This window comes from Thiorhodococcus mannitoliphagus (assembly GCF_010915725.1).
GTDB lineage: Bacteria > Pseudomonadota > Gammaproteobacteria > Chromatiales > Chromatiaceae > Thiorhodococcus > Thiorhodococcus mannitoliphagus.
On the sequence record NZ_JAAIJR010000002.1, the window covers coordinates 91,023 to 111,967 of the forward strand.

Annotated in this window: 17 protein-coding genes; 11 read left to right on the plus strand and 6 right to left on the minus strand. The window is 62.8% G+C overall.

The window, feature by feature from the left end:
* The first annotated feature begins 3 nt into the window (after window positions 1-3).
* The 11 genes from bchB (at window position 4) to G3480_RS01095 (ending at window position 14,297) form a co-directional block, all read left to right on the plus strand.
* Window positions 4-1,581, plus strand: coding sequence for a ferredoxin:protochlorophyllide reductase (ATP-dependent) subunit B (gene bchB, locus G3480_RS01045; protein ID WP_164651792.1), 1,578 nt, complete (start codon window positions 4-6; stop codon window positions 1,579-1,581).
* Window positions 1,556-5,287: a magnesium chelatase subunit H gene (locus G3480_RS01050; protein WP_164651793.1), complete on the plus strand. Its 3,732-nt coding sequence runs from the start codon at window positions 1,556-1,558 to the stop codon at window positions 5,285-5,287. Before bchB ends, G3480_RS01050 begins: the two co-directional genes overlap by 26 nt.
* 23 nt (window positions 5,288-5,310) lie before the next feature.
* Entirely contained in the window at window positions 5,311-6,201 is an 891-nt protein-coding gene (bchL, locus tag G3480_RS01055; RefSeq protein ID WP_164651821.1) for a ferredoxin:protochlorophyllide reductase (ATP-dependent) iron-sulfur ATP-binding protein, read from the plus strand.
* Window positions 6,201-6,902: a magnesium protoporphyrin IX methyltransferase gene (gene bchM / locus G3480_RS01060; RefSeq protein WP_164651794.1), complete on the plus strand. Its 702-nt coding sequence runs from the start codon at window positions 6,201-6,203 to the stop codon at window positions 6,900-6,902. Before bchL ends, bchM begins: the two co-directional genes overlap by 1 nt.
* A 326-nt stretch (window positions 6,903-7,228) precedes the next feature.
* Window positions 7,229-8,011, plus strand: a complete 783-nt coding sequence (gene puhA, locus G3480_RS01065; RefSeq protein ID WP_164651795.1) for a photosynthetic reaction center subunit H — start codon at window positions 7,229-7,231, stop codon at window positions 8,009-8,011.
* On the plus strand, window positions 8,008-8,676 hold the full coding sequence (gene puhB / locus G3480_RS01070; RefSeq protein ID WP_164651796.1) for a photosynthetic complex putative assembly protein PuhB: 669 nt from the start codon (window positions 8,008-8,010) through the stop codon (window positions 8,674-8,676). Before puhA ends, puhB begins: the two co-directional genes overlap by 4 nt.
* Window positions 8,677-8,687: 11 nt before the next feature.
* Entirely contained in the window at window positions 8,688-9,146 is a 459-nt protein-coding gene (puhC, locus tag G3480_RS01075; RefSeq protein ID WP_164651797.1) for a photosynthetic complex assembly protein PuhC, read from the plus strand.
* A gap of 143 nt (window positions 9,147-9,289) precedes the next feature.
* Window positions 9,290-10,207, plus strand: coding sequence for a putative photosynthetic complex assembly protein PuhE (gene puhE, locus G3480_RS01080; protein WP_164651798.1), 918 nt, complete (start codon window positions 9,290-9,292; stop codon window positions 10,205-10,207).
* A 654-nt stretch (window positions 10,208-10,861) separates the two neighbouring features.
* A complete protein-coding gene (hemN, locus tag G3480_RS01085) occupies window positions 10,862-12,223 on the plus strand; it encodes an oxygen-independent coproporphyrinogen III oxidase (protein ID WP_164651799.1) in 1,362 nt (453 codons plus the stop codon).
* Entirely contained in the window at window positions 12,220-12,822 is a 603-nt protein-coding gene (gene bchJ, locus G3480_RS01090) for a bacteriochlorophyll 4-vinyl reductase (RefSeq protein WP_338114034.1), read from the plus strand. The genes hemN and bchJ overlap by 4 nt, the downstream gene beginning before the upstream one ends.
* A gap of 23 nt (window positions 12,823-12,845) precedes the next feature.
* Window positions 12,846-14,297, plus strand: coding sequence for a class I adenylate-forming enzyme family protein (locus G3480_RS01095; RefSeq protein ID WP_240905509.1), 1,452 nt, complete (start codon window positions 12,846-12,848; stop codon window positions 14,295-14,297).
* A 168-nt stretch (window positions 14,298-14,465) separates the two neighbouring features.
* Here G3480_RS01095 and G3480_RS01100 read toward each other — a convergent pair whose 3' ends face one another.
* The 6 genes from G3480_RS01100 to G3480_RS01125 all read right to left on the minus strand — a co-directional run bounded on the left by G3480_RS01100 (window position 14,466) and on the right by G3480_RS01125 (window position 20,780).
* Entirely contained in the window at window positions 14,466-15,257 is a 792-nt protein-coding gene (locus tag G3480_RS01100) for a DUF4412 domain-containing protein (RefSeq protein WP_164651801.1), read from the minus strand.
* Window positions 15,258-15,318: 61 nt separating this feature from the next.
* Window positions 15,319-16,671, minus strand: a complete 1,353-nt coding sequence (locus G3480_RS01105; RefSeq protein ID WP_164651802.1) for a phenylacetate--CoA ligase family protein — start codon at window positions 16,669-16,671, stop codon at window positions 15,319-15,321.
* A gap of 16 nt (window positions 16,672-16,687) precedes the next feature.
* On the minus strand, window positions 16,688-17,125 hold the full coding sequence (locus G3480_RS01110; protein ID WP_164651823.1) for an ACT domain-containing protein: 438 nt from the start codon (window positions 17,123-17,125) through the stop codon (window positions 16,688-16,690).
* 166 nt (window positions 17,126-17,291) lie between these two features.
* The gene (locus G3480_RS01115) at window positions 17,292-18,626 is read right to left on the minus strand and encodes a phenylacetate--CoA ligase family protein (protein WP_164651803.1); all 1,335 of its coding nucleotides are present in this window, start codon (window positions 18,624-18,626) and stop codon (window positions 17,292-17,294) included.
* Between the two features lie 14 nt (window positions 18,627-18,640).
* Window positions 18,641-19,138, minus strand: a complete 498-nt coding sequence (locus tag G3480_RS01120; protein ID WP_164651804.1) for an indolepyruvate oxidoreductase subunit beta — start codon at window positions 19,136-19,138, stop codon at window positions 18,641-18,643.
* 13 nt (window positions 19,139-19,151) lie between these two features.
* On the minus strand, window positions 19,152-20,780 hold the full coding sequence (locus G3480_RS01125; protein ID WP_164651805.1) for a thiamine pyrophosphate-dependent enzyme: 1,629 nt from the start codon (window positions 20,778-20,780) through the stop codon (window positions 19,152-19,154).
* Window positions 20,781-20,945 lie beyond the last annotated feature (165 nt).

Consider the following 20,945-nt stretch of genomic DNA (forward strand, 5'->3'; position numbering starts at 1 on the left):
GTCATGCAGCTGACCCTTTGGTCCTATGAAGGTCCCCCGCACATCGGCGCGATGCGGATCGCCGTCTCGATGGAGGGTGTCCATTTGGTGCTGCATGCGCCTCAAGGTGACACCTACGCCGATCTGCTCTTCACCATGATCGAGCGACGTGGTCAGCGTCCTCCGGTGACCTATACGACCTTCCAAGCGCGCGAGTTGGGGGGCGATACCGCCGGGCTGGTCAAGACCACGATTCAAGAGGCCTACGATCGGTTCAAGCCACGCGTGCTCATGATCGGCGAGTCTTGCACTGCGGAGCTGATTCAAGATCAGCCTACGGCGCTCGCTCAGGGGATGGGGCTGCCGGTGCCTGTCCTACCGCTGGAGCTGCCTGCCTACACGCGGAAAGAGGGGTGGGGGGCAAACGAGACTTTCTACCAGCTCGTGCGGGGCCTGCTGAAGAGTCGAGTGCCGACTCCCGGCGCTGAGTCCGAGATGCGCGCATCTGGCCCGCGGCCCAAGGCGAATCTGCTCGGCCCGACGGCGCTGGGTTTCCGTTGCCGCGACGACGTGGTCGAGGTAACGCGCCTCTTGGATTCGATTGGCGTCGACGTCAACGTGATCGCGCCACTTGGGGCTACCCCGGAAGACCTGCTCAGGATCCCCGAGGCCGACATCAATCTCTGTCTCTACCCAGAGGTGGCCGACCAGGCCTGTCACTGGTTGGAGCGCATGTTTGGTCAGCCGACCATCAAGACAGTGCCCATCGGTATCGGTGCGACGCACGACTTCATTCAGGAGGTCGGGCGTGCGCTCCAGCTCGATCTCGACGCCACAGCGGATCCGATCTGGTCTAGAATGCCGTGGTACTCGCGCTCAGTGGACTCGACCTATCTGACTGGGAAGCGGGTGTTCATCTTCGGTGACGCCACGCATGTTGTGGCTTCAGCGCGCATTGCCTCCGAGGAGCTGGGCTTCAAAGTCGTCGGGCTCGGCACCTACGCCCGTGAGTTTGCTCGGGAAGTGCGAGATGCGGCCAAGCATTACGGTGTGGAGCCGCTGATAACGGATGACTACCTCGAGGTGGAGAAGAAGGTCGCCGAGCTGCACCCGGAACTCGTTCTGGGCACGCAGATGGAGCGCCACATCGCCAAGCGTCTGGGGGTCCCCTGTGCCGTGATCTCCGCGCCGGTGCACATCCAGGATTTTCCGTCGCGTTATGCCCCGCAGATGGGGTTCGAAGGCGCCAACGTCATCTTCGATACATGGGTCCATCCCCTGATGATGGGGCTGGAAGAGCACCTTATTACCATGTTTCGAGAGGACTTCGAGTTCCATGATGCGGCGACGCCTTCGCATCTTGGGTCGAGTGCGACCCCAGGTCGCTCGCAGCCGCCTCCGGCGGAGCCTGCGGAGGGCGATGGGGAGGCTGGTGAAACCATTATGGCCTGGGCACCGGATGCCGAGCAGGAACTGAAAAAGATTCCCTTCTTCGTGCGTGGGAAGGCGCGTCGGAATACGGAGCGCTACGCGCAAGAACAGGGGATCCAGACAATTACTGTGGAGACGCTTTACGATGCCAAAGCGCACTTCGGTCGCTAAAGCGACGACCAAGGCTCCGGATGCAACTCCGGTCCGTGTCGTCATCATTAACCTCGACGGGCACCTGGCTGGGACCACCCAGCGCGCGCTGCCCGTGGTTCGCCGCGACCTCCCGGGGCTCGAGCTGAACCTGCATGCCGCGACCGAGTGGGCGGACGATCCCGAGTCGCTGGAGCGATGCCGCAAAGACATCGCCCAGGGCGATATCATCATGGTCACCATGCTCGTCATGGAGGACCATTTTCAGCCTATCCTTGCGGACCTTGCCGCGCGCCGCGACAGCTGCGATGCCATGATCGTGTGCATGTCCGCGAGCGAGCTGATGAAGAAGACCCGTATGGGCGGCTTCGCGATGGATGGCTCGCCGGGCGGGCCCATGGCCTTGCTCAAGCGTCTGCGCGGCAACAAAGAGCGCAAGCAGAGCACTGGTGCGCAGCAGATGTCCATGCTGCGGCGTATCCCCAAGCTTCTGCGCTTCATCCCTGGAACGGCCCAAGACGTCCGCGCTTACTTCCTGACCCTGCAGTATTGGCTTGCTGGTTCGGATGAAAATCTGGCGAACATGCTGCGGTTCCTCGTTGATCGCTATGCCGATGGCGAGCGTCGGCACCTGCGTGGCACCCTCAAGGCCGCCCCGCCGATCGAGTATCCAGAGACCGGACTCTATCACCCCGACATGAAGGGGCGGATCAGCGAGAAGCTCGCTCAGCTGCCGACTAAGAAGGGCTCTCAGGGTCGCGTCGGTTTGCTGTTGATGCGCTCCTATGTCCTTGCGAGCAATTCGGGACATTATGACGGTGTCATCCGGGCCCTTGAGGCGCGTGGTCTCCAAGTTGTCCCCGCCTTTGCCAGCGGTTTGGACGCGCGGCCCGCGATCGAGAAATTCTTCATGCGGGACGGCCAGGCGACGGTCGACGCCGTGGTCTCCCTGACCGGCTTTTCCCTGGTCGGTGGGCCTGCCTATAACGACTCGCGCGCGGCCGAGGAGATGCTGACGCGGCTCGATGTTCCCTATCTGTCGACGCTCGCGGTCGAATTCCAGACGCTGGACCAGTGGCAGGACTCCGATCAAGGGCTGCTGCCGGTCGAGGCGACCATGATGGTTGCCATTCCAGAACTCGACGGTGCCGCCGGCTCCCTGGTTTACGGTGGCCGCAACGGCGGCGGCGCGGAAGACGGCGCGCGCGACATGCACTCCCACCAGGAGCGCGCCGAGATGCTCGCCTCACGCACCGCGAAGCTTGTGGCGATGCGCCGGGCCGAGCGTGCCGAGCGCAAGGTGGCCATCGTGCTCTTCAACTTCCCGCCCAATGCCGGTAACACGGGCACGGCCGCTTATCTGTCGGTCTTCGCATCCCTCCATCGCACCCTGATCGCCATGGATGCTGCCGGCTACAAGGTCGATCTCCCTGAGGACCTCGACGACCTGCGCGAGCGCATCGTCAACGGCAACGCCTCTCGATTCGGTGCCCATGCCAACGTACACGCTCGAATCCCGGTGGACGACCACGTCCGGCGCGAGCGCTACCTTGCCGAGATCGAGAAGCAGTGGGGGGCTGCGCCTGGTAAGCAGCAGAACGATGGCGCCTCCATCTTCGTGTTGGGAGCCCAGTTCGGGAACGTCTTCGTTGGGGTTCAGCCGTCTTTCGGCTATGAAGGCGACCCCATGCGCCTGCTCTTCGAGAAGGGCTTTGCGCCGACGCACGCCTTCTCGGCCTTCTATCGCTACATCCGCGATGACTTCGGCGCGCATGCGGTCCTGCACTTCGGGACGCACGGTGCGCTTGAGTTCATGCCCGGTAAGCAAGCTGGTCTCGGGAGTTCCTGCTGGCCGGACCGCCTGATCAGTGATTTGCCGAACATCTATCTCTACGCCTCCAATAACCCCTCAGAAGGCACCATTGCCAAGCGACGCTCGGCAGCGACGCTCGTCAGCTACATGACGCCACCCATCGCCCATGCCGGTCTCTACAAGGGCTTGGTCGAACTCAAGGGCTCCATGGAGCGTTGGCGCTCGCTGCCACCGGATGACGTGGATGAGCGCGCCACGCTCGCCGAGCTGATCCAGGTCCAGGCGGCTGAGCTGGAGCTGGTGGACCCGGAGCCGCAATGGAGCGATGACGTCGATGCGCGTGTCGCGAAGCTCAACGACGATGTCCTGGAGCTTGAATACACCCTCATCCCGCACGGGCTGCATGTCGTCGGCGAGGCGCCGACCGAGGAAGAGCGTGTCGATCTCCTGATGGCGGTCGCCGAGTCGACCAAGGATATCCGTCCAGAGCAGGCAGCTCTGGAAGCGCTGGTTGCTGGCAAGTCGCCTGAAAAGGCACTCAAGGTGGGCAAGATGAAGGCGACCGAGGAGAACGTCGCCCTCTTCCGTGAGCTTGCCGAGACCAATCGACTGCTGGCCCAGGACACCGAGATCCCGGCGATCTTGCGTGCACTCGACGGGCACTTTATCCCGCCTGCGCCTGGTGGCGATCTCCTGCGCACGCCGGCGATCCTGCCGACAGGCCGCAACCTGCATGGCTTCGATCCCTTCAGGCTGCCGAGCGTTTTTGCCGTCAAGGATGGTGCTCAACAGGCGGCTCGGCTGGTCGAGCGTCACCTCTCGGAGGGCAACGGTTATCCGGAGACGATCGCGCTCGTGCTTTGGGGCACAGACAACCTCAAGACGGAGGGTGGTCCCATCGGGCAGGCGCTGTCGCTCATCGGTGCTCAGCCGCGCTTCGACAACTACGGGCGTCTCGCCGGTGCGACCCTAATCCCTCTGGAGGAGTTGGGGCGCCCGCGCATCGACGTTGTCATGACCTTGTCGGGCATCTTCCGCGATCTGCTGCCGTTGCAGACCCAGCTGTTGGCCGAGGCATCCTTTTTGGCCGCCTCCGCCGATGAGCCAGTCGAGCAGAACTTCATTCGCAAGCATGCGCTTGCATACCAGGAGGAGCACGGCTGCGACCTGGAGACCGCGTCACTGCGTGTCTTTAGTAACGCTGACGGTGCCTATGGTGCCAACGTCAACCATCTCATCGACAGCAGCAGTTGGGATGACGGCGAGGAGTTGGCGGAGACCTACACCCGCCGCAAGAGCTTCGCCTATGGCCGCTCGGGCAAGCCGGTGCAGCAGGCGGAGCTGCTCAAGAGCTGCCTCGGCAAGGTCCAGCTGGCCTATCAGAACCTCGATTCGGTCGAGCTGGGAGTGACGACTGTCGATCACTACTTCGACACCCTCGGCGGAATCGCGAAGGCGGTTGGTCAGTACAAGGGCGACGAGGTTCCGGTCTACATCGGTGATCAGACACGCGGGGACGGTGTCGTCCGCACCCTGGCCGAGCAGGTTGCCTTGGAGACCCGCACGCGTATGCTCAATCCCAAGTGGTATGAGGGCATGCTGAAGCATGGCTATGAGGGTGTGCGCCAGATCGAGGTGCATGTCACCAACACCATGGGCTGGTCCGCGACGACCGGTCAGGTCGCGCCCTGGGTCTACCAGCAGCTGACCGAGACATTCGTGCTCGACGAAGAGATGCGAAATCGTCTCGCACAGCTCAACCCCACGGCCTCGGCCAAGGTCGCAAATCGACTCATCGAAGCCCATGAGCGGAACTACTGGTCGCCGGACGACGCGACGCTTGAAGCGCTGCGGCGCGCAGGAGAAGAATTGGAAGATCGGCTAGAAGGCGTCATCGAGGAGGCTGCCGCGTGAGCGTGCCGGAACTCCCCGCTGATATGTTCGGCAGCTTGCCCAAGCACCCGGATGGCGAAGGCAGTGTTCAGGTGCAGCTCGATCCGGACATTTGCATCGACACCGCCAAGGTGTTTGCGATCTACGGTAAGGGCGGAATCGGCAAGAGCACGACCTCCTCTAATCTGTCGGTTGCCTTCTCGAAGCTCGGTAAGCGCGTGCTGCAGATCGGCTGCGATCCCAAGCATGACTCGACCTTCACCCTGACCAAGTGTCTCGTGCCGACCGTCATCGACGTTCTCGAGTCCGTGGATTTCCACGCCGAGGAGCTGCGTCCGAGCGACTACGTCTACGAGGGCTACAACGGTGTGATGTGCGTCGAGGCCGGTGGACCACCGGCCGGAACCGGCTGTGGTGGCTATGTGGTCGGGCAGACGGTCAAGCTGCTCAAGCAGCACCATCTGCTCGAGGATACCGATGTCGTCATCTTCGACGTGCTGGGTGATGTGGTCTGCGGTGGTTTCGCTGCTCCCCTCCAGCACGCGGAGCGGGCGATGATCGTGACGGCGAACGACTTCGACTCGATCTTCGCCATGAACCGCATCGCGACCGCCATCCTCGCCAAGTCGAAGCACTACAAGGTTCGCCTCGGCGGCGTGATCGCCAACCGCAGCGTCAAGACCGACGAGATCGATCGTTTCACGGATGCCGTTGGGCTCAAGCGGTTGGCACATCTACCAGATCTGGACATCATCCGTCGCAGTCGGCTGAAGAAATCGACTGTCTTTGAAATGGAGCCGGAAGCAGGCTCTGGCCTCGAAGAGGCCCAGCAGCAATACTTGCAGCTCGCCGAGCGGCTTTGGGAGGGTGTGGAGCCCTTGTCTGCGCAGCCGATGCGCGACCGCGACATCTTTGACTTTCTGGGGTTTGATTGATGGAGAAGGTCTCTTACCAGGAACGTCGCGGTGAGATCGAGCACTACTTCGATCGCACGGCGGCAGATGCCTGGCGCAAGCTCACCTCGGATGCCAAGGTCAGCAAGATCCGTGAGACGGTGCGCGCCGGGCGTGACGACATGCGTCGGACACTGCTCGAATGGCTGCCGGACGACCTGACTGGCAAGCGTCTCTTGGACGCCGGCTGCGGCACTGGCGCGCTTGCTGTGGAAGCGGCGCGGCGCGGCGCGGATGTCGTCGCCATCGATGTCGCACCAACGCTGATCGAGATCGCGCGCGAGCGTGCTCCAACTGACCTAGGTCAAGGTTCGGTGACATTTCAGGCCGGGGATATGCTCGATCCTGCTCACGGACAATTCGACCATGTAGTCGGGATGGATTCGCTCATTCATTATTGCCCCGCCGATGTCGTGAAGGTGCTCGCGGGTTTGGCTGATCGAACGAGCGGCTCGATTCTTTTCACGTTTGCGCCGAGAACCGTGCCGCTCGCGATCATGCATGCCGTCGGGCGCTTCTTCCCTCGCGGAGACCGTTCTCCAGCGATCGAGCCGGTTAGCATGCGAGCACTGACGCAGCTCATCGCGAACGAGCCGGGTCTGCAAGGTTGGGCGCCGAACCGAACACGGCGAATTGCCGTTGGGTTCTACACGTCCCAGGCGCTGGAGCTGTTGCCGGCCTGAGGCGTTTGCTAGTGCGTCTCGAGACACTCGAGGCGAGATCGATCGAGCGCTTTTCAGCGCTGTGGGGCCACGGCTCGGGTCGTGGCGATGCGCTTGTCAGTTTCAGGGGGAGACGGCGCCGTCTCGCCTTGGCCTAGCAAGGGTAATGGGCCCGGTATCCAACGGATCTGGGGTCGTCTATTGCACTGAGGTCGTTTTGTTTTTTGCCACGCTGATCGCCATTGGTCCGTCCGTGTACGCCGCGAAAGGATTCGGTCCACGGCGGTCATCGCGTAACTGTCTAGCTGACTATTCTGGCTAGCCATTTGTCCTACGGAGGTTACATCATGTCTGCTGCCATCACTGACTACATCGACGTTGCACAACTAACGATTTGGGCCTTTTGGTTCTTCTTTGCTGGACTCGTTTACTACCTCCGCCAGGAGGATAAGCGCGAGGGCTATCCGCTCGATTCCGACCGCACCGAAAGGTCCGGCGGACGCGTGAAAGTCGTTGGTTTTCCGGTCCTGGCCGAGCCCAAGACCTTCATCATGCCTCATAACATGGGGACCGTGCAGGCACCTCGCCAAGAGGCTCCGGCCACGAATTTGAAGGCGACGCCTGCTGCTCCCTTCCCGGGCGCTCCCTTCGATCCGGTCGGTGATCCAATGCTTTCCGAGTTCGGCCCCGCCGCCTCCCCGGATCGTCCGAAGCACTGCGATCTGACCTTTGAGGGTCAGGCAAAGATTGTTCCGCTGCGCGTCGCTACCGACTTCAGCATCTCCGACAAGGATCCGGATCCGCGCGGAATGACCGTTGTTGGCCTTGACGGCGAGACCGCAGGTACCGTGACCGACGTTTGGGTCGACCGCTCCGAGCCGCAGATCCGCTACCTCGAGATGAAGGTCGCGAAGGGCGGCAAGCAGGCTTTGTTGCCGATCAACTTCTGCCGCTTCAACAAGAAGGCTCGCTCCATCAAGGTCGCTGCGATCAAGGCCGAGCACTTCGCGAACGTCCCGGGTTTGGCGAAGCCTGACCAAATCACCCTCTATGAGGAAGACAAGGTCTGCGCCTACTACGCAGGTGGTAAGCTCTACGCAACCGCTGAGCGTGCTGGTCCCTTATTGTGAGAGAGTATGACTTCGAGCCCATTCAGGGCTTGCCAGAGCGCCTTCCTCCTGGTGAGGAGGTGCTCTGGCAGGGCAAGCCGCGCTGGGGTTCCCTGGCGCGGCGGGCCTTTCATGTCCGAAATATCGCGATTTATTTTGCGGTGCTCGAGGTCTTGGCGATTGCCGTGGATTGGTCGGACGGCCTTTCCATGGCGAGCGTCCTTTCAAGCCTGACGTGGATGCTGCTGCTCGCGGGTATCTCGATCGGTGCCCTAGCGCTCTTGGCTTGGGCGATGGCGCGCACGACCATCTATACCATCACCAATAAACGGGTGGTGATGCGGATCGGTGTGGCGCTGCCGATGATGATGAATCTACCCTTCAAGCAAATCCGCTCGGCCGATCTCAAGACCTACGAGGACGGTACGGGTGATATCCCGCTGCTGCTTGCGCAGTCGGCGAAGCCGTCTTATGTGATTTTTTGGCCTCACGCGCGTCCCTGGCATTTTTCGCCACCACAGCCGATGCTGCGCACGGTCCCTGACGCGACAGAGGTCGCTGGGATCTTGGCGGGGGCCCTGAAGGCATACTCGGAAGAAGTCAATCAAGAGTCCTCTGCGCACCATGACCCGATCGGAACCGCCCCCGCGCATCAGCTGGCCTCCGCAGACGAATCCGTTTCCTAAGAGGTTTTCCTGTGAGTGATCCTTTCGAGGAGCGCGCCTTTCCCAAGGGCGTTCTCATTGCCGTCGCCGCTTTGCTGAGCTTCACGATCATCATGATTGCGATCGCCCGAATGACAGGCGTCATGCTCCCGCAGGCGCCGGTTACGGCGGCGTTGGAGTCGCGGGACATCGTTTTCGTCGACCAGGAGGATGGCTCTACGGCCGTGAAGGATGTGAGTACGGGCGAACTTATTCAGGTGTTGCCTCCGGGCGGCGAGGGCTTTATTCGCGGGGTGTTGCGAAGCATGGAGCGCCAGCGGCGCGGCTATGACGCGACCCTGGCGGAGCCTTTCCGTCTGGCGCGCCGAGAAAGCGGTGATGTGACGCTTGAGGACCCGGTTACCGGTATCCTTCTTGATCTTCGGGCCTATGGTGAGACGAACCAAGCCTCGTTCGCCGAGCTGCTGCCTGCAGGCTCAGGTTCGGACTGAGCCAAACCCCGCCATGCTCGCGAAGTCGCGGGCGTCTGTTCGCGACCGATTTCAGACGTCGTTGAGACTGAGGATCGCGATCGAGTTCAACGGCCGATCCTTGGTGCTCAGGGATCCATCTGCTCGAGAGTTGGGTCTAGTCGATGTCTGATTTCGGTTTTCCAATCCTGTACGCGCTTGGGTTGTGGTGGTTTAGCACCGGAGTTGTCCTTTACCTAGATAACCTCCCCGGCCGGACCTTCCGCTGGACCCTCCTCGGCGGGACCATCGTCCTCGCCATTGCGATCTTCGGGCTGGTCGTCACCAGCGCTTCGGATACCATCTTTGCGACTTACCTAGCCTTTTCTTGCGGTGTCGTCATTTGGGGCGTCCTGGAGATGAGCTACTTCACCGGATTTGTCACCGGACCGCGAAAGACGCCTTGCCCGCCGGCGTGCTCCGAATGGAAGCGTTTCGGCCTGGCGATCTTGACCAGTCTCTATCATGAGCTGGCGATTCTAGGTACCCTGCTGTTCATGGCCCTCGTCACCCTCGAGGAGCCGAACCAAATCGGCACATGGACTTTCGTGGTCTTGTGGCTGATGCGCTGGAGCGCAAAGCTGAATCTCTTTCTCGGTGTTCCGAATCTCAACGAAGACTGGCTTCCCGAGCACCTGCGCTACCTCAAGACCTATATGTCAAAGCGGTCTATGAACCCGCTCTTCCCGGTGTCTGTGACGATTGCGACTGTGGTCGCCGTGCTCATCGTTCTCAAGGCAATGGCCCCGGAGATGACTGGCGCGAGCGCAGTCGGATTGATCCTTGTGGCGACTTTGCTGTCGCTGGGGATACTCGAGCACTGGCTCCTGGTGCTGCCCTTGCCGGACGAGGCCCTTTGGGCCTGGGCGCTGCCGTCGCGCAAGCATGACGACTCGACGGGTGAAGGTCATTCGGAGGCTGGGGTGGATGATTCGTCCGCATGTATTCGGATGCACCCACGCGCCGAGAGCGCGCAGTCTTCTGCCGATACAGAGCGCCGATGCCGGATTCAGGCGGATTCCAGACTCATCTCCAACCTGTAACTTGCATTTGAGCTGCTAAGGCGTTGTCTGTCACAGCTGACAGCCGCTGACCGGTCTCGAGGCCCGCCTTCCGTGTCGCGCCAGCTGCCACAGAGCCCGGCGGTGCCCCTTGAAGGCAAACCTCGACCCGGCGCCAGCTGGCACGAGATGTTCCGGCAATCGCCTAACCGCTGCTTTCTACGCCCTCAATCTGGTTATGCGCGAAAACATCTCGGCGCCATTTGCGCAGGACGTTGGTGATTGCTGTGGTACACTTTTCGTAGTTTTGCGGAACTTTAGGATCAATCGCTCTTGCTCCCTGGAGCTTCAGTGCCTCTCCAAGTATACTGCTCACGCATCATCGCCCGAGCCCAATGATCAACGAGCACAACTTCCCAGCGTCGCATTTCTCCAGGACCGTCATGCTTTTGCGGATGGCGGGACGTCTATGCTGTTGCACCTATGTAGCAGACTGGCTGCGGTGAAATGTTGATAGGCCAGAACACCCTGGCCTAGGCTGTTTGTCTCTTGGGTTTTGAATCCAGGTCGGCAGGCTCAAAGACTCGGTTTCCGTTTTTACGGCTCGTTCGATGCAGTTGACCATGATCGGTGGGGCCTACAAAGAGGTCGTGCCACGGGTGACATCGCTTCAATTCGACTAGGCGGGTGAGTTCTATGGCGCTTCCCATACCCTCGAGTCTGCCGCTCGACCTCCTCGAGCGCTACGGCCATTCGACCCATGGCTGTCCGACCTCGATTTCGGGCTTTATCGGGGACCAGCCGTTTACTGAGTCGCAATACAAGAGGGCCCTGCAGGGTGTGAGGCAGGATCCGGATGCGTCGCTTGCCGTCTACGTCCATGTGCCCTTCTGCCACGTACGCTGTCTCTATTGTGCGTGCAACACGACGGTGACGCACAGCATCGAGAAGGTGGACCAATATCTCGACGCACTCGAGATCGAGATGGACATGGTCGCGGACGAGATCGGCTGCGGTCGCAGAGTGGAGCAGCTGCACATTGGCGGCGGCACTCCGAATCATCTCAACGAACCGCAGCTCGCACGTCTCATGGAGATTGTGGAGCGGCATTTCGCGCTCGCGCCAGATGCCTGTGCCTCGATCGAATGCAATCCGCGCCGTGCGTCGGTCGGGCAGCTCGAGTTGCTGTACGGCCTGGGCTTCCGCCGTGTCAGCTTCGGTGTTCAAGATTTGAACACGGATGTCCAACGGGCCATCGGGCGGGTGCAGTCGCTCAACATGGTGCGTGATGTCTTCCTGACTGCCCGCGCGACGGGCTTCGAGAGTATCAATCTCGATCTGGTCTACGGGCTGCCTTTCCAGACTCAGTCCAGCTTTCAGGCAACACTCGACCAGGTCTTGGATTTGGGCCCAGATCGCGTGGCCTGTTTCAGCTACGCACACGACCCCTCCAGTCGCCCCCACCAACATGCGATCAGCAAGGCGCATCTGCCGTCGGCAAGCGAGAAGCTCGCACTCTTTCACGACGCCGTGAAGCGCTTTACGGAAGCCGGCTATCGCTGGGTTGGCTTGGATGTCTTCGTGCGCGAGGATGACGAGCTGTTCGATGCCCAGGCGAAGGGTCGGCTTTGTCGGAACGCAATCGGTTATACGCCGATGCCCGCCAAGCAGGTCCTTGCCTTCGGTCCTAGCGGAATCGGCGAACTCGGGGGGGCGCTGGTGCAGAATCAGCCGGACCTCAGGCAATGGCAGAAGCACGTCAATGCACGCGAGCTACCTGTCGCCTGGGGACGCGTCCTGACCGAGACGGACAGGCGCCGACGCGAGGCGATTCTCTATCTCATGTGCAACCTCCAGTTGCCCGCGAGTTCCGCCGCTGACCTCGATAGCGAATACGAGCGTCTCTGCAGGGAGGCCGAGCATGGTCTCGTTGAGGTCTCGGATGAGGGTATTCGAGTCACTCCCCAGGGGCGCTACTTGTTGCGTGGCCTCTGTGGGGCGCAGGATTCATTGGTAGACTGGGGAAGCAGCCAGTGGCGCTTCAGGGTGTCGACGTGAGTGAGAAGTCGAATCACGGACGTGTCGGGCCAAACGCGATCATCCGCGTCTTCGAGGCACTGACGGCGCATTCCGGGGCGGGCGATGCCGAGGCGGTCTTCAAGGCGGCCGGATTGGAGGCTTACCTCAAGGCGATGCCGACCGAGATGGTCGACGAAAGTGAGGTGATTGCGCTACAGGGTGCGCTGCGCCAGCACCTCGGTGTCACGGATGCGCGCCTGATCGCACGGGATGCCGGTTTGCGCACGGGCGATTACCTGCTCGCGAACCGCATTCCCCGACCAGCACAGGTGCTGCTCAAGCTCTTGCCGCCCAAGCTGGCTGCGAAAACGCTCTTGAAGGCGATCCGAGGCAACGCCTGGACCTTTGTCGGGACCGGGGTCTTCGACGCTGATCCTGCCTATCCGCCCCGGATTAACATTCAGAATTCTCTCCTCTGCCGAGGCGCCTCATCGGACCAAGCGCTCTGCGACTTCTACGCAGGGACCTTCGAGCGACTCTTCCGCGAGTTGGTCCATGCCCAAGCTCAGGTGACGGAGACAGCCTGCCACGCCATGGGTGCGCCTAGCTGCGTCTTCGAGGTTCGCTGGTCGATTTAGACGCGCAGCGCGACGTTTCGGCCTTGGACGAACGTCGACTCAACGTCCCTTGCATGCTCGACTTGCCCGATTTCTCGGCGGCACCCTGGCAGTGGGGTGCGTCATGCGCGCTTGCCCAGGGAGCCGACAGGCTCAGCTACGCTGGTCTCCACGCCCAGGTCATTGAACGCGCGCGTCGACTCGCGTCCGGCGGGCTGAAGCCGGGCGAGGTCGTCATGGTGCCAGACGCGCCAGCCTGGGACCTTGTCATCATGCAGCACAGCCTGGCACGTTCTGGGGCGGCGCTGTTTCCATTCCGCGCCGACCTTCCAGCCTTCGAGCTTGCCAAGCTGAGCCAGCTCGTGGGCGCCGAATGGCGATGGCATCGACAATCCGCCTGCCTTGAAAGGACGCATTGCTCCCTCATTCAGTCTGCCTCTGCGGACTCAACCGAGGTTAGGGCGCTTATCAAGACGAGCGGCAGCAGCGGCGAGCCCAAGGTGGCGATGCTGACCGGGGCGAATCTGCTCGCCTCCGCGCTGGCCGCGAATCAACGGCTCGGTCTGGGCGCGAGCGACCTCTGGCTCGCATGCTTGAGGCTGAGTCACATCGGCGGCCTCGCGATCGGTTACAGGTGTGCGCTTGCTGGTGCGACCCTGTTGCTCCATGACGGATTCGATGCGGCCGCGGTCGCGCGGGATCTGGCCCAGTGGCCCGTCACCCATCTCTCGCTGGTCCCCCCTATGCTGGCTCGACTCCTTGATCTCGGGTGCCTGCCTCCAGCTCAGCTGAGCGTCTTGCTCGTGGGTGGACAGGCGGTCAGTCCGAGTCTCGCACGACGGGCCTTGGGGGCCGGCTGGCCGCTCCATCTCACCTACGGCATGACGGAGACCACCTCTCAAATCGCGACTCGCAAGGTGACCGCGATCCGTGAGCCGGATGCCACGCTGGCCGGTGAGCCTTTGCCCGGTGTCGAGTTGGACCTGCATGGCTGCGATGCGGCGACGCGCCCTCCGCGCCCTCTGCGGGTTCGCGGTCCCATGGTGATGGCTGGCTATGCTGGCCCGGACCGTCTTCCGGGGCGTGGCCTGCAGCCCGGCGGTTGGCTGGAAGCGGCGGATCTCGCCTGTCTGTCGAGCGATGGTCAGCTGCGCATCCTGGGGCGAGCGGACGACGTCTTGGTGATCGGAGGCGTCAATGTCTCACGCGCGGCGGTTCAGCGACGCGTCTGCGAGGCGCCGGGCGTGCGAGATTGCGTCGTGGTTGGCCTTCGAGAGGCGGTTTGGGGCTTCCGGCTCGCCCTTGCCTACGAGGGTGAGGTGACTGAAGTGGATCTGGAACAATGGTGTCGCTCGAGCCTGATGAGCCATGAGCGTCCAAGGGTCTTTATGCGGGTTGAGCAGTTGCCCTTGCTCGCGTCTGGAAAGCACGACCGTGTGCGTATCGGCGCGATGTTGGAGGCTATGAGCGGGGGCTCCGGCGCGCAGCCCGCTTGATCGAGACCGTCAGGATGAGTGCAGGCCGACGCGCATGACGTGATCGCCATGCGCGCCGTTGAGCCTAAAGCTCAGTTGAACCGCAAAGCTCAGTTGAGCCGCCACGAGCCTGAGGCGCACATGGGCTTCCGATGCCTTGTGCCAGCGGTTCCAATGAGCGTATTGAGGTTAATGCGGACTCTGCTGTTCGGCGCTCTGGCCCCCTGGCGGTCCCATCTCTCGCTCGCTGTAGCCTTCCGGCACTTCGAACATGGCCGCGGGCATCGGCTCTTGGCGAATCACCTTGACCTCACTTTCGGTCTCCATGTTTGCGCCCATCATCTGCATCTTGGAGATCGTCAGGATGGGATAGCCCGCAATCTTGTCCATCTCCTCACGCTGGGCCTTGGCCGCCGGGGAGTCGCCGAGCAGGCCGTCTGGTCCTGACATGCTCATCAGATTCGTGAAGGGCTCGAGGTCGATGTCGACATCTTCGGTTGCCCAGACCTCCTGCTCGATGTCCATCATTCCCGTCTTGCGGACGAGGTACTTTCTGCAGTTCCAGTCATTGATCTGCTTGGTCTCGTCGGTGCGCTCGACGCTGACCTTGGTCTGCTCCATCATGGCACGCATCTGATCGATGCCGGGCTGAGACATGCCCGCCATCATGCCCTTGGTGTCGATTGTGTAGAACTGCTTGGCCTCGTCGTTGATGAAGGTCAGGACTCCCGTCTCGGGGACAATGATCATGTCAGTCCCTTGAGGATCAGAGCTGGCCACTTTCATCTTGCCGTAGGCGACATAGGTCTTGCTGATCTCTTCGCGGGGTGCCTCGCCGGTCAGGCCCTTGCTGCGGTTGACGGTCTCGATATAGAGCCCCTGATCGTCAGCGACCGCGGCAGATAGATTGAATGCGGCCGCGAGCAGGATGGCGACGCCAAGGTGGATTCCATACTTGGATAAGAGTCGTCGATTCTTCATTGTCGATTCCAGTCTAGTGGTGAAGTTGGCCTTGCCCTCAAGGCCGGTGTATCAGGGTAGCTCAGGATGCTGGGTCGCTGAGGCCGCGTTTGTCCAGCACGCGCTTGGCCTTGCCGACGAAGCGCTCGATGCTGCGTGGCTCGACCAGGTCGACATGGGCGCGGATCCCCGCGACCCTATTGATCTCCCGCCCGATGCGCTCACGCAGCCTCTGCATGCGATCCATGCGGTCGGAGAAGATCTCCGGATGGATCTCGACCTTGACGTGGACCTCGTCGAGTGTGCCAGGGCGACTGACCTCGATGAGGTAGTGAGGCGTGGTGCCCTCGACACGCAGCAGGGCCTCCTCGATCTGTGACGGGAAGACGTTCACGCCCCGGATGATCAGCATGTCATCCGTGCGTCCGGTGACGCGGCTCATGCGCATCGTGGTGCGACCGCAGGCGCAGGGTTCACGGGTCAGTCGGGCGATGTCACGGGTGCGGTAGCGAAGCATGGGCATGGCCTCGCGGGTCAGAGCGGTGATGACCAGCTCGCCGGGCTCGCCCTCCGGGACCGGTTCGAGGCTTTCCGGGTCCAGGCATTCCACGAGGAAATGATCCTCTTGGATGTGCATGCCCGCGCGGGCCGGGCACTCGCCGCTGACTCCGGGGCCGATGACCTCGGACAGACCGTAGTTGTTGAAGGCTGAGATATCCAGTTCTTGCTCGATCTCGCGGCGCATGTCCTCGGTCCAGGGCTCACCGCCGAAATGACCGATCCGGATGGGCAATGCGCGCGGGTCGATGCCAAGCTCCCGCGCGGCGTCCGCGATGGTGAGGGCGTAGCTCGGCGTGCAGATGAGGACCTCCGGGTTGAGGTCGCGCATGATCTCGATCTGCCGTCTGGTGTTGCCGGCGGCCGCCGGGATGACGGTTGCGCCGACCCGCTCCAGACCATAGTGCAGCCCGAACCCGCCCGTGAACAGCCCATAGCCGAAGGCGACTTGTGCGCTGTGCTCCGGCCGCACTCCGCCCGCCGTCAGGAAGCGGGCGCAGAGTTCGGACCAGGTTTCCAGGTCCTTCGCCGTGTAGGCAACGAAGGTCGGCTTTCCGGTGGTTCCGGACGAGCCGTGGATGCGCGCCAGCGCCTTGCGCGGAACCGCCAGCAGCCCGAGCGGGTGCTGGCGGCGCATATCGGCCTTGGTCGTGAAGGGCAGTTTGCGGACATCGGCGAGGTCGCGGATGCCCTGCGGCCGGATGTCTCGGTGGCTCAGTTGATCGCGATAAAAGGGGACCTGTGCAAGACGGGAGACCAGGCTCCGCAACCGCTCCAGTTGCAGCTGTTCCAGTTCTGGCCGGGCCAGCGTTTCGCCGTCTGGGTCCCAGATTGGATACTCGTCTTGAGCCTGGATGTCTCTGTGGAATGCGGACATACCTTGGCGCTCGCGGTCAGGGCACCAGGCTGATGAGTTCTTCGCCGTCAACGACGTGCAGGCCCTTGTCGAGCAGAACCTGAACGGCGCGATCCGGATCCTCGAAGCGGAAGATCAGAATGGCCTTGTCGCCGCGGCGCAAGGAGAAGGCATACATGTACTCGATATTGAGATCGGCGCCTTCCAGAATCTTGAGTGCCTCCGCGAGGCCGCCGGGCCGGTCGGGCACGTCCACGGCCACCACCTCGGTCAGGCTGACCACCCAGCCGGCCTTCTCGAGCACCTCCTTGGCCTTGTCCCACTCGCGTACGATGAGCCGCAGGATACCGAACTGGGCGCTATCCGCTAGCGAAAGGGTCAGGATATTGATGCCCTCCGCCGCGATGGCCTCCAAGGGTGCATCCAGGCGCCCGGGCCGATTCTCGAGGAACAGAGAGAGTTGCTGCAGTTTCATGGTCTTGAGTCCTCGCTTGAGGCTGATGGAGCGGCCAGCCGCCGTTGTCTGCATGTCAACCTCCGACAGGCAAAGGCGCGGCGGGGAACGGTCAGGCAAAGCCAGCCGTCAGCCACTGACAACTGACAACTGACAACTGACAACTGACAACTGACAACTGACAACGTCAATCGTTGCGCCGATCGATCACGCGCTTCGCCTTGCCCTCACTGCGCGGGATGCTGTGCGGCTCGACCAGTCGGAGTTCGACCCGGATGCCGAGGATGTGCTCGATCGCCTGGGCGATGCGCGCGCGCACCTCCTCCAGGCCCTTGATCTTGTCGCTGAAGACCTCGGGCGTGACTTCCACTTCGACCGCCATGCGGTCGAGCCCCTGGTCGCGGGTAAGGATGATCTGATAATGCGGCAAGGTCCCTTCGACTTGCAGCAAGGCCGCCTCGACCTGCGAGGGGAAGACATTGACGCCGCGGATGATGAACATGTCGTCCGAGCGGCGGCCGATGCGGCGCATACGCCGGATGGTGCGTCCGCAGGCGCAGGGCTCTGTGATCAGCGCGGTGATGTCGCGGGTCCGATAGCGGATCATCGGCATCGCCTTCTTGCTCAGGGTCGTCAGGACTAGCTCGCCCTCCTCGCCGTCCGGCAGGGCCTCGCCCGTCTCGGGGTCGATGATCTCGGGGTAGAAATGGTCCTCGAAGATGTGCAGTCCGTCTTGCGCGTCGCATTCGCTGGCGACGCCGGGGCCGATGATCTCGGAGAGTCCGTAGATGTCATAGGCCTTGATGCCCGCCTCGCTCTCGATGTGGTGGCGCATCCCGTCGGTCCAGGGCTCAGCGCCGAAGATGCCGACACGCAAGGGTAACTCGCGCAGGTCGACGCCTAGCTCGCGCGCGCGCTCGACCATGTGGGTGAAGTAGCTCGGCGTGCAGCAGAGTGCGGAGACATTGAAGTCGCGGATGAGCATGATCTGCCGATCGGTGTTGCCGCCGGAGATCGGAATCACCGTCGCGCCGAGTGCCTCGCCGCCGTAGTGGGCGCCCAGTCCCCCGGTGAAGAGGCCATAGCCGAAGGCGTTCTGCAGGATGTCGCCGCGATGCAGGCCGCAGGAGGCGAGGGTTCGCGCCATGACCTCGCCCCAGACGTCGACGTCCTCGCGCGTGTAGGCGACGACGATCGGCTTGCCCGTGGTGCCGGAGGAGGCATGCAGACGCACGACATCGCTCATGGGACTGGCGAAGAGGCCGAAGGGGTAGGTGTCGCGCAGGTCGGCTTTGACGGTGAAAGGTAGCTGCTGGATGTCTTCCAGCGACTGGATGGCGTCGGGCGTCAGGCCGCGCTCCTCCATGCGGTCGCGGAACAGCTCCACGTTCTGGTAGGCGCGCGCCACCACCGCGCGCAGCCGTCTCAACTGCACCTCTTTGAGGGCGCGCTCGGGCAGAAAATCGGGGGCGCTGGCGGGGTGGAAGCCGCCCTCGGCGTCGTTCCAGAGCTCAGTCAGCATGGGGAGTCCTCGTGCTATCTGTCGGCAGTGTCTTGCTCGATTGCCGCAGAACGGCCGAGCGCAAAGGCCTGCTCGTTGATGGTGTGGAGCTTCTCGGCGAGGTTGGCGTACATGGCCGCCAGCCAGTGCTCCTCGGGAATATCCAAAGCGGTCGACATGGCTCCCAGGAGGGCGACGTTGAGGCTTTTCTTGTTCTTGAGGGCGCCGGGATCCAGCACATCCGGCCCGATGAGCACGCCGCCAGGCCGCAGCGTGGGGCGGTTGATCTCGACCTGCGTCGCCTCCAGCACCAGCAGCACATCGGCCTCGCCCGGCGGCACCATGGGGCTCAGCACCAGGTCGCCGAAGCGCACGTCGCTGCTCACGGAGCCGCCGCGCTGGCTCATGCCGTGCAGCTCGCTCTTCTTGACGTCGAAGCCGGCGCGGAAGGCCGCGTCGGCCAAAATATCGGAGGCCTTGAGGACCCCCTGACCGCCGAGGCCGGCGATCACCACGTTCTTCACCTTGCTCATGCGCTCAGCCCTGTCAATTCGCCGCTTCCGCCGTGCAATGCATTTGAGATGCTTGCTCCGCCGCCGCCTTTTCGTAAAACCGGATCTTGGGTGCCGCCAGCACGCAGGGCTGCCGAGCGACTAACAGTGAGGTCTCGGGCTTGGCGAGGAGGCTCGCGATGAGGTCCTTCAGGGACTGATCCTTGTCCTGCGAGCTGATCACATGGACGTTCTGCACACCCATGGACTCGGCGAGCGCCTCGAAGCTGATCTTTCCGGTTGGCGAATGGTCCAGCAGACGCCCGGTGCCTGGGTGCTCCTGCTGTCCGGTCATGGCCGTGGTCCCGTTGTCCAGGATCAGGATCAGGTGCCCGGTCGCCGGAGGGTTGTAGACCATCTCGGCGATGCCAGTGATCCCTGAATGAACGAAGGTCGAATCACCGATGACGCTGACCACCCGTCGCGCCTGGTCGTCGGGCAGCACATGACGCATGCCCAGTCCGACGCCGATGCTCGCGCCCATGCAGACGCAGGTATCCATGGCCGAGAAGGGCGGCAGCACGCCGAGCGTGTAGCAGCCGATATCGCCAGCGACGATGCAGTCGAGATCCCGCAGCGCCTCGAAGACCCCACGGTGCGAGCAGCCCTGGCAGAGTTCGGGCGGCTTGCCCTTGGGCGGCACGGGCTCTGGGCTGTTATCGCCGGCCAGGATGCGGCGCACGCGAGCCACGTTCAGCTCGCCGAATCTGTACATCTCGGGCTTGCCCTCGGCCGGGATGCCGGCGGCACGCAGGGTGTCGGCGAGCACGGGATCGCCTTCCTCGACCACGACCAGACGCTCCACGCCGTCGGCGAACTGGCGGATGCGCTCCATCGGCAGCGGATAGGTCAGGCCGATCGTCAGTTGACGCGCCTCGGGGGCGGCCTCGCGCGCATGCATGGCCGCGATGCCGGTGGCGACGATCCCCAGCTCGGAGGCGCCGTCATCCAGCCGGATCGGGCCCTCGGTCTCGTTCCAGGCCGCGATCTCGGCGAGCTTCTGGCGCAGTCGATGATGAGCCGGCTTGGCGTAGGCGGGGATCATGACGCGTGCCGGGATGTCGCGTTCGAAGGTGGGCTCGGCGGTTGCGCTCGGCGCGGTGCGCGGTCGTACGACCGTCTTGGAATGGCAGACGCGGGTGGTCAGACGCAGGATCACCGGGATCTTCCAACGCTCCGAGATCTCGAGCCCCAGCCAGGTGAAGTCATAGGCCTGCTGGGAGTCGATGGGCTCGAGCATCGGCAGGGCCGCGGCGCGGGCATAGTGGCGGTTGTCCTGCTCGTTCTGACTGGAGGCCATGCCAGGGTCGTCGGCGGAGACCACGAGGAGGCCGCCGGTGACATCTGTATAGGCTGCGGTGAACAGCGGGTCGGCCGCGACATTGAGACCCACGTGCTTCATGGTGACGAGGGTGCGTGCGCCGGCAAAGGCGGTTCCAATGCCGACCTCCAGTGCGACCTTCTCGTTCGGTGACCACTGCGCCCGGCCGCCTAGCTGGTCGAAGGTCTCGAGAATCTCTGTGGAAGGGGTGCCTGGGTATCCCGTCCCAAGCCTGACGCCGGCATGGAGTGCCGCAAGGGCGACGGCATCGTCGCCGCTCAGTAGGAGTCGTTCGGAAGTCATGCGCCGCGTGGGGCCTCGCTCTCAGAGGGAAGTGTGACGGGCGCATTATCGGCGTGCTTGGTTGATGGCGGCAAGGGCACGGCCGTGTCCGACTCTCTGTTGCCCGGATGACGGGGCTCCAGACAATGAGTCGTGCAAGCAGACTCTAAACGCCTTGCTTATCAA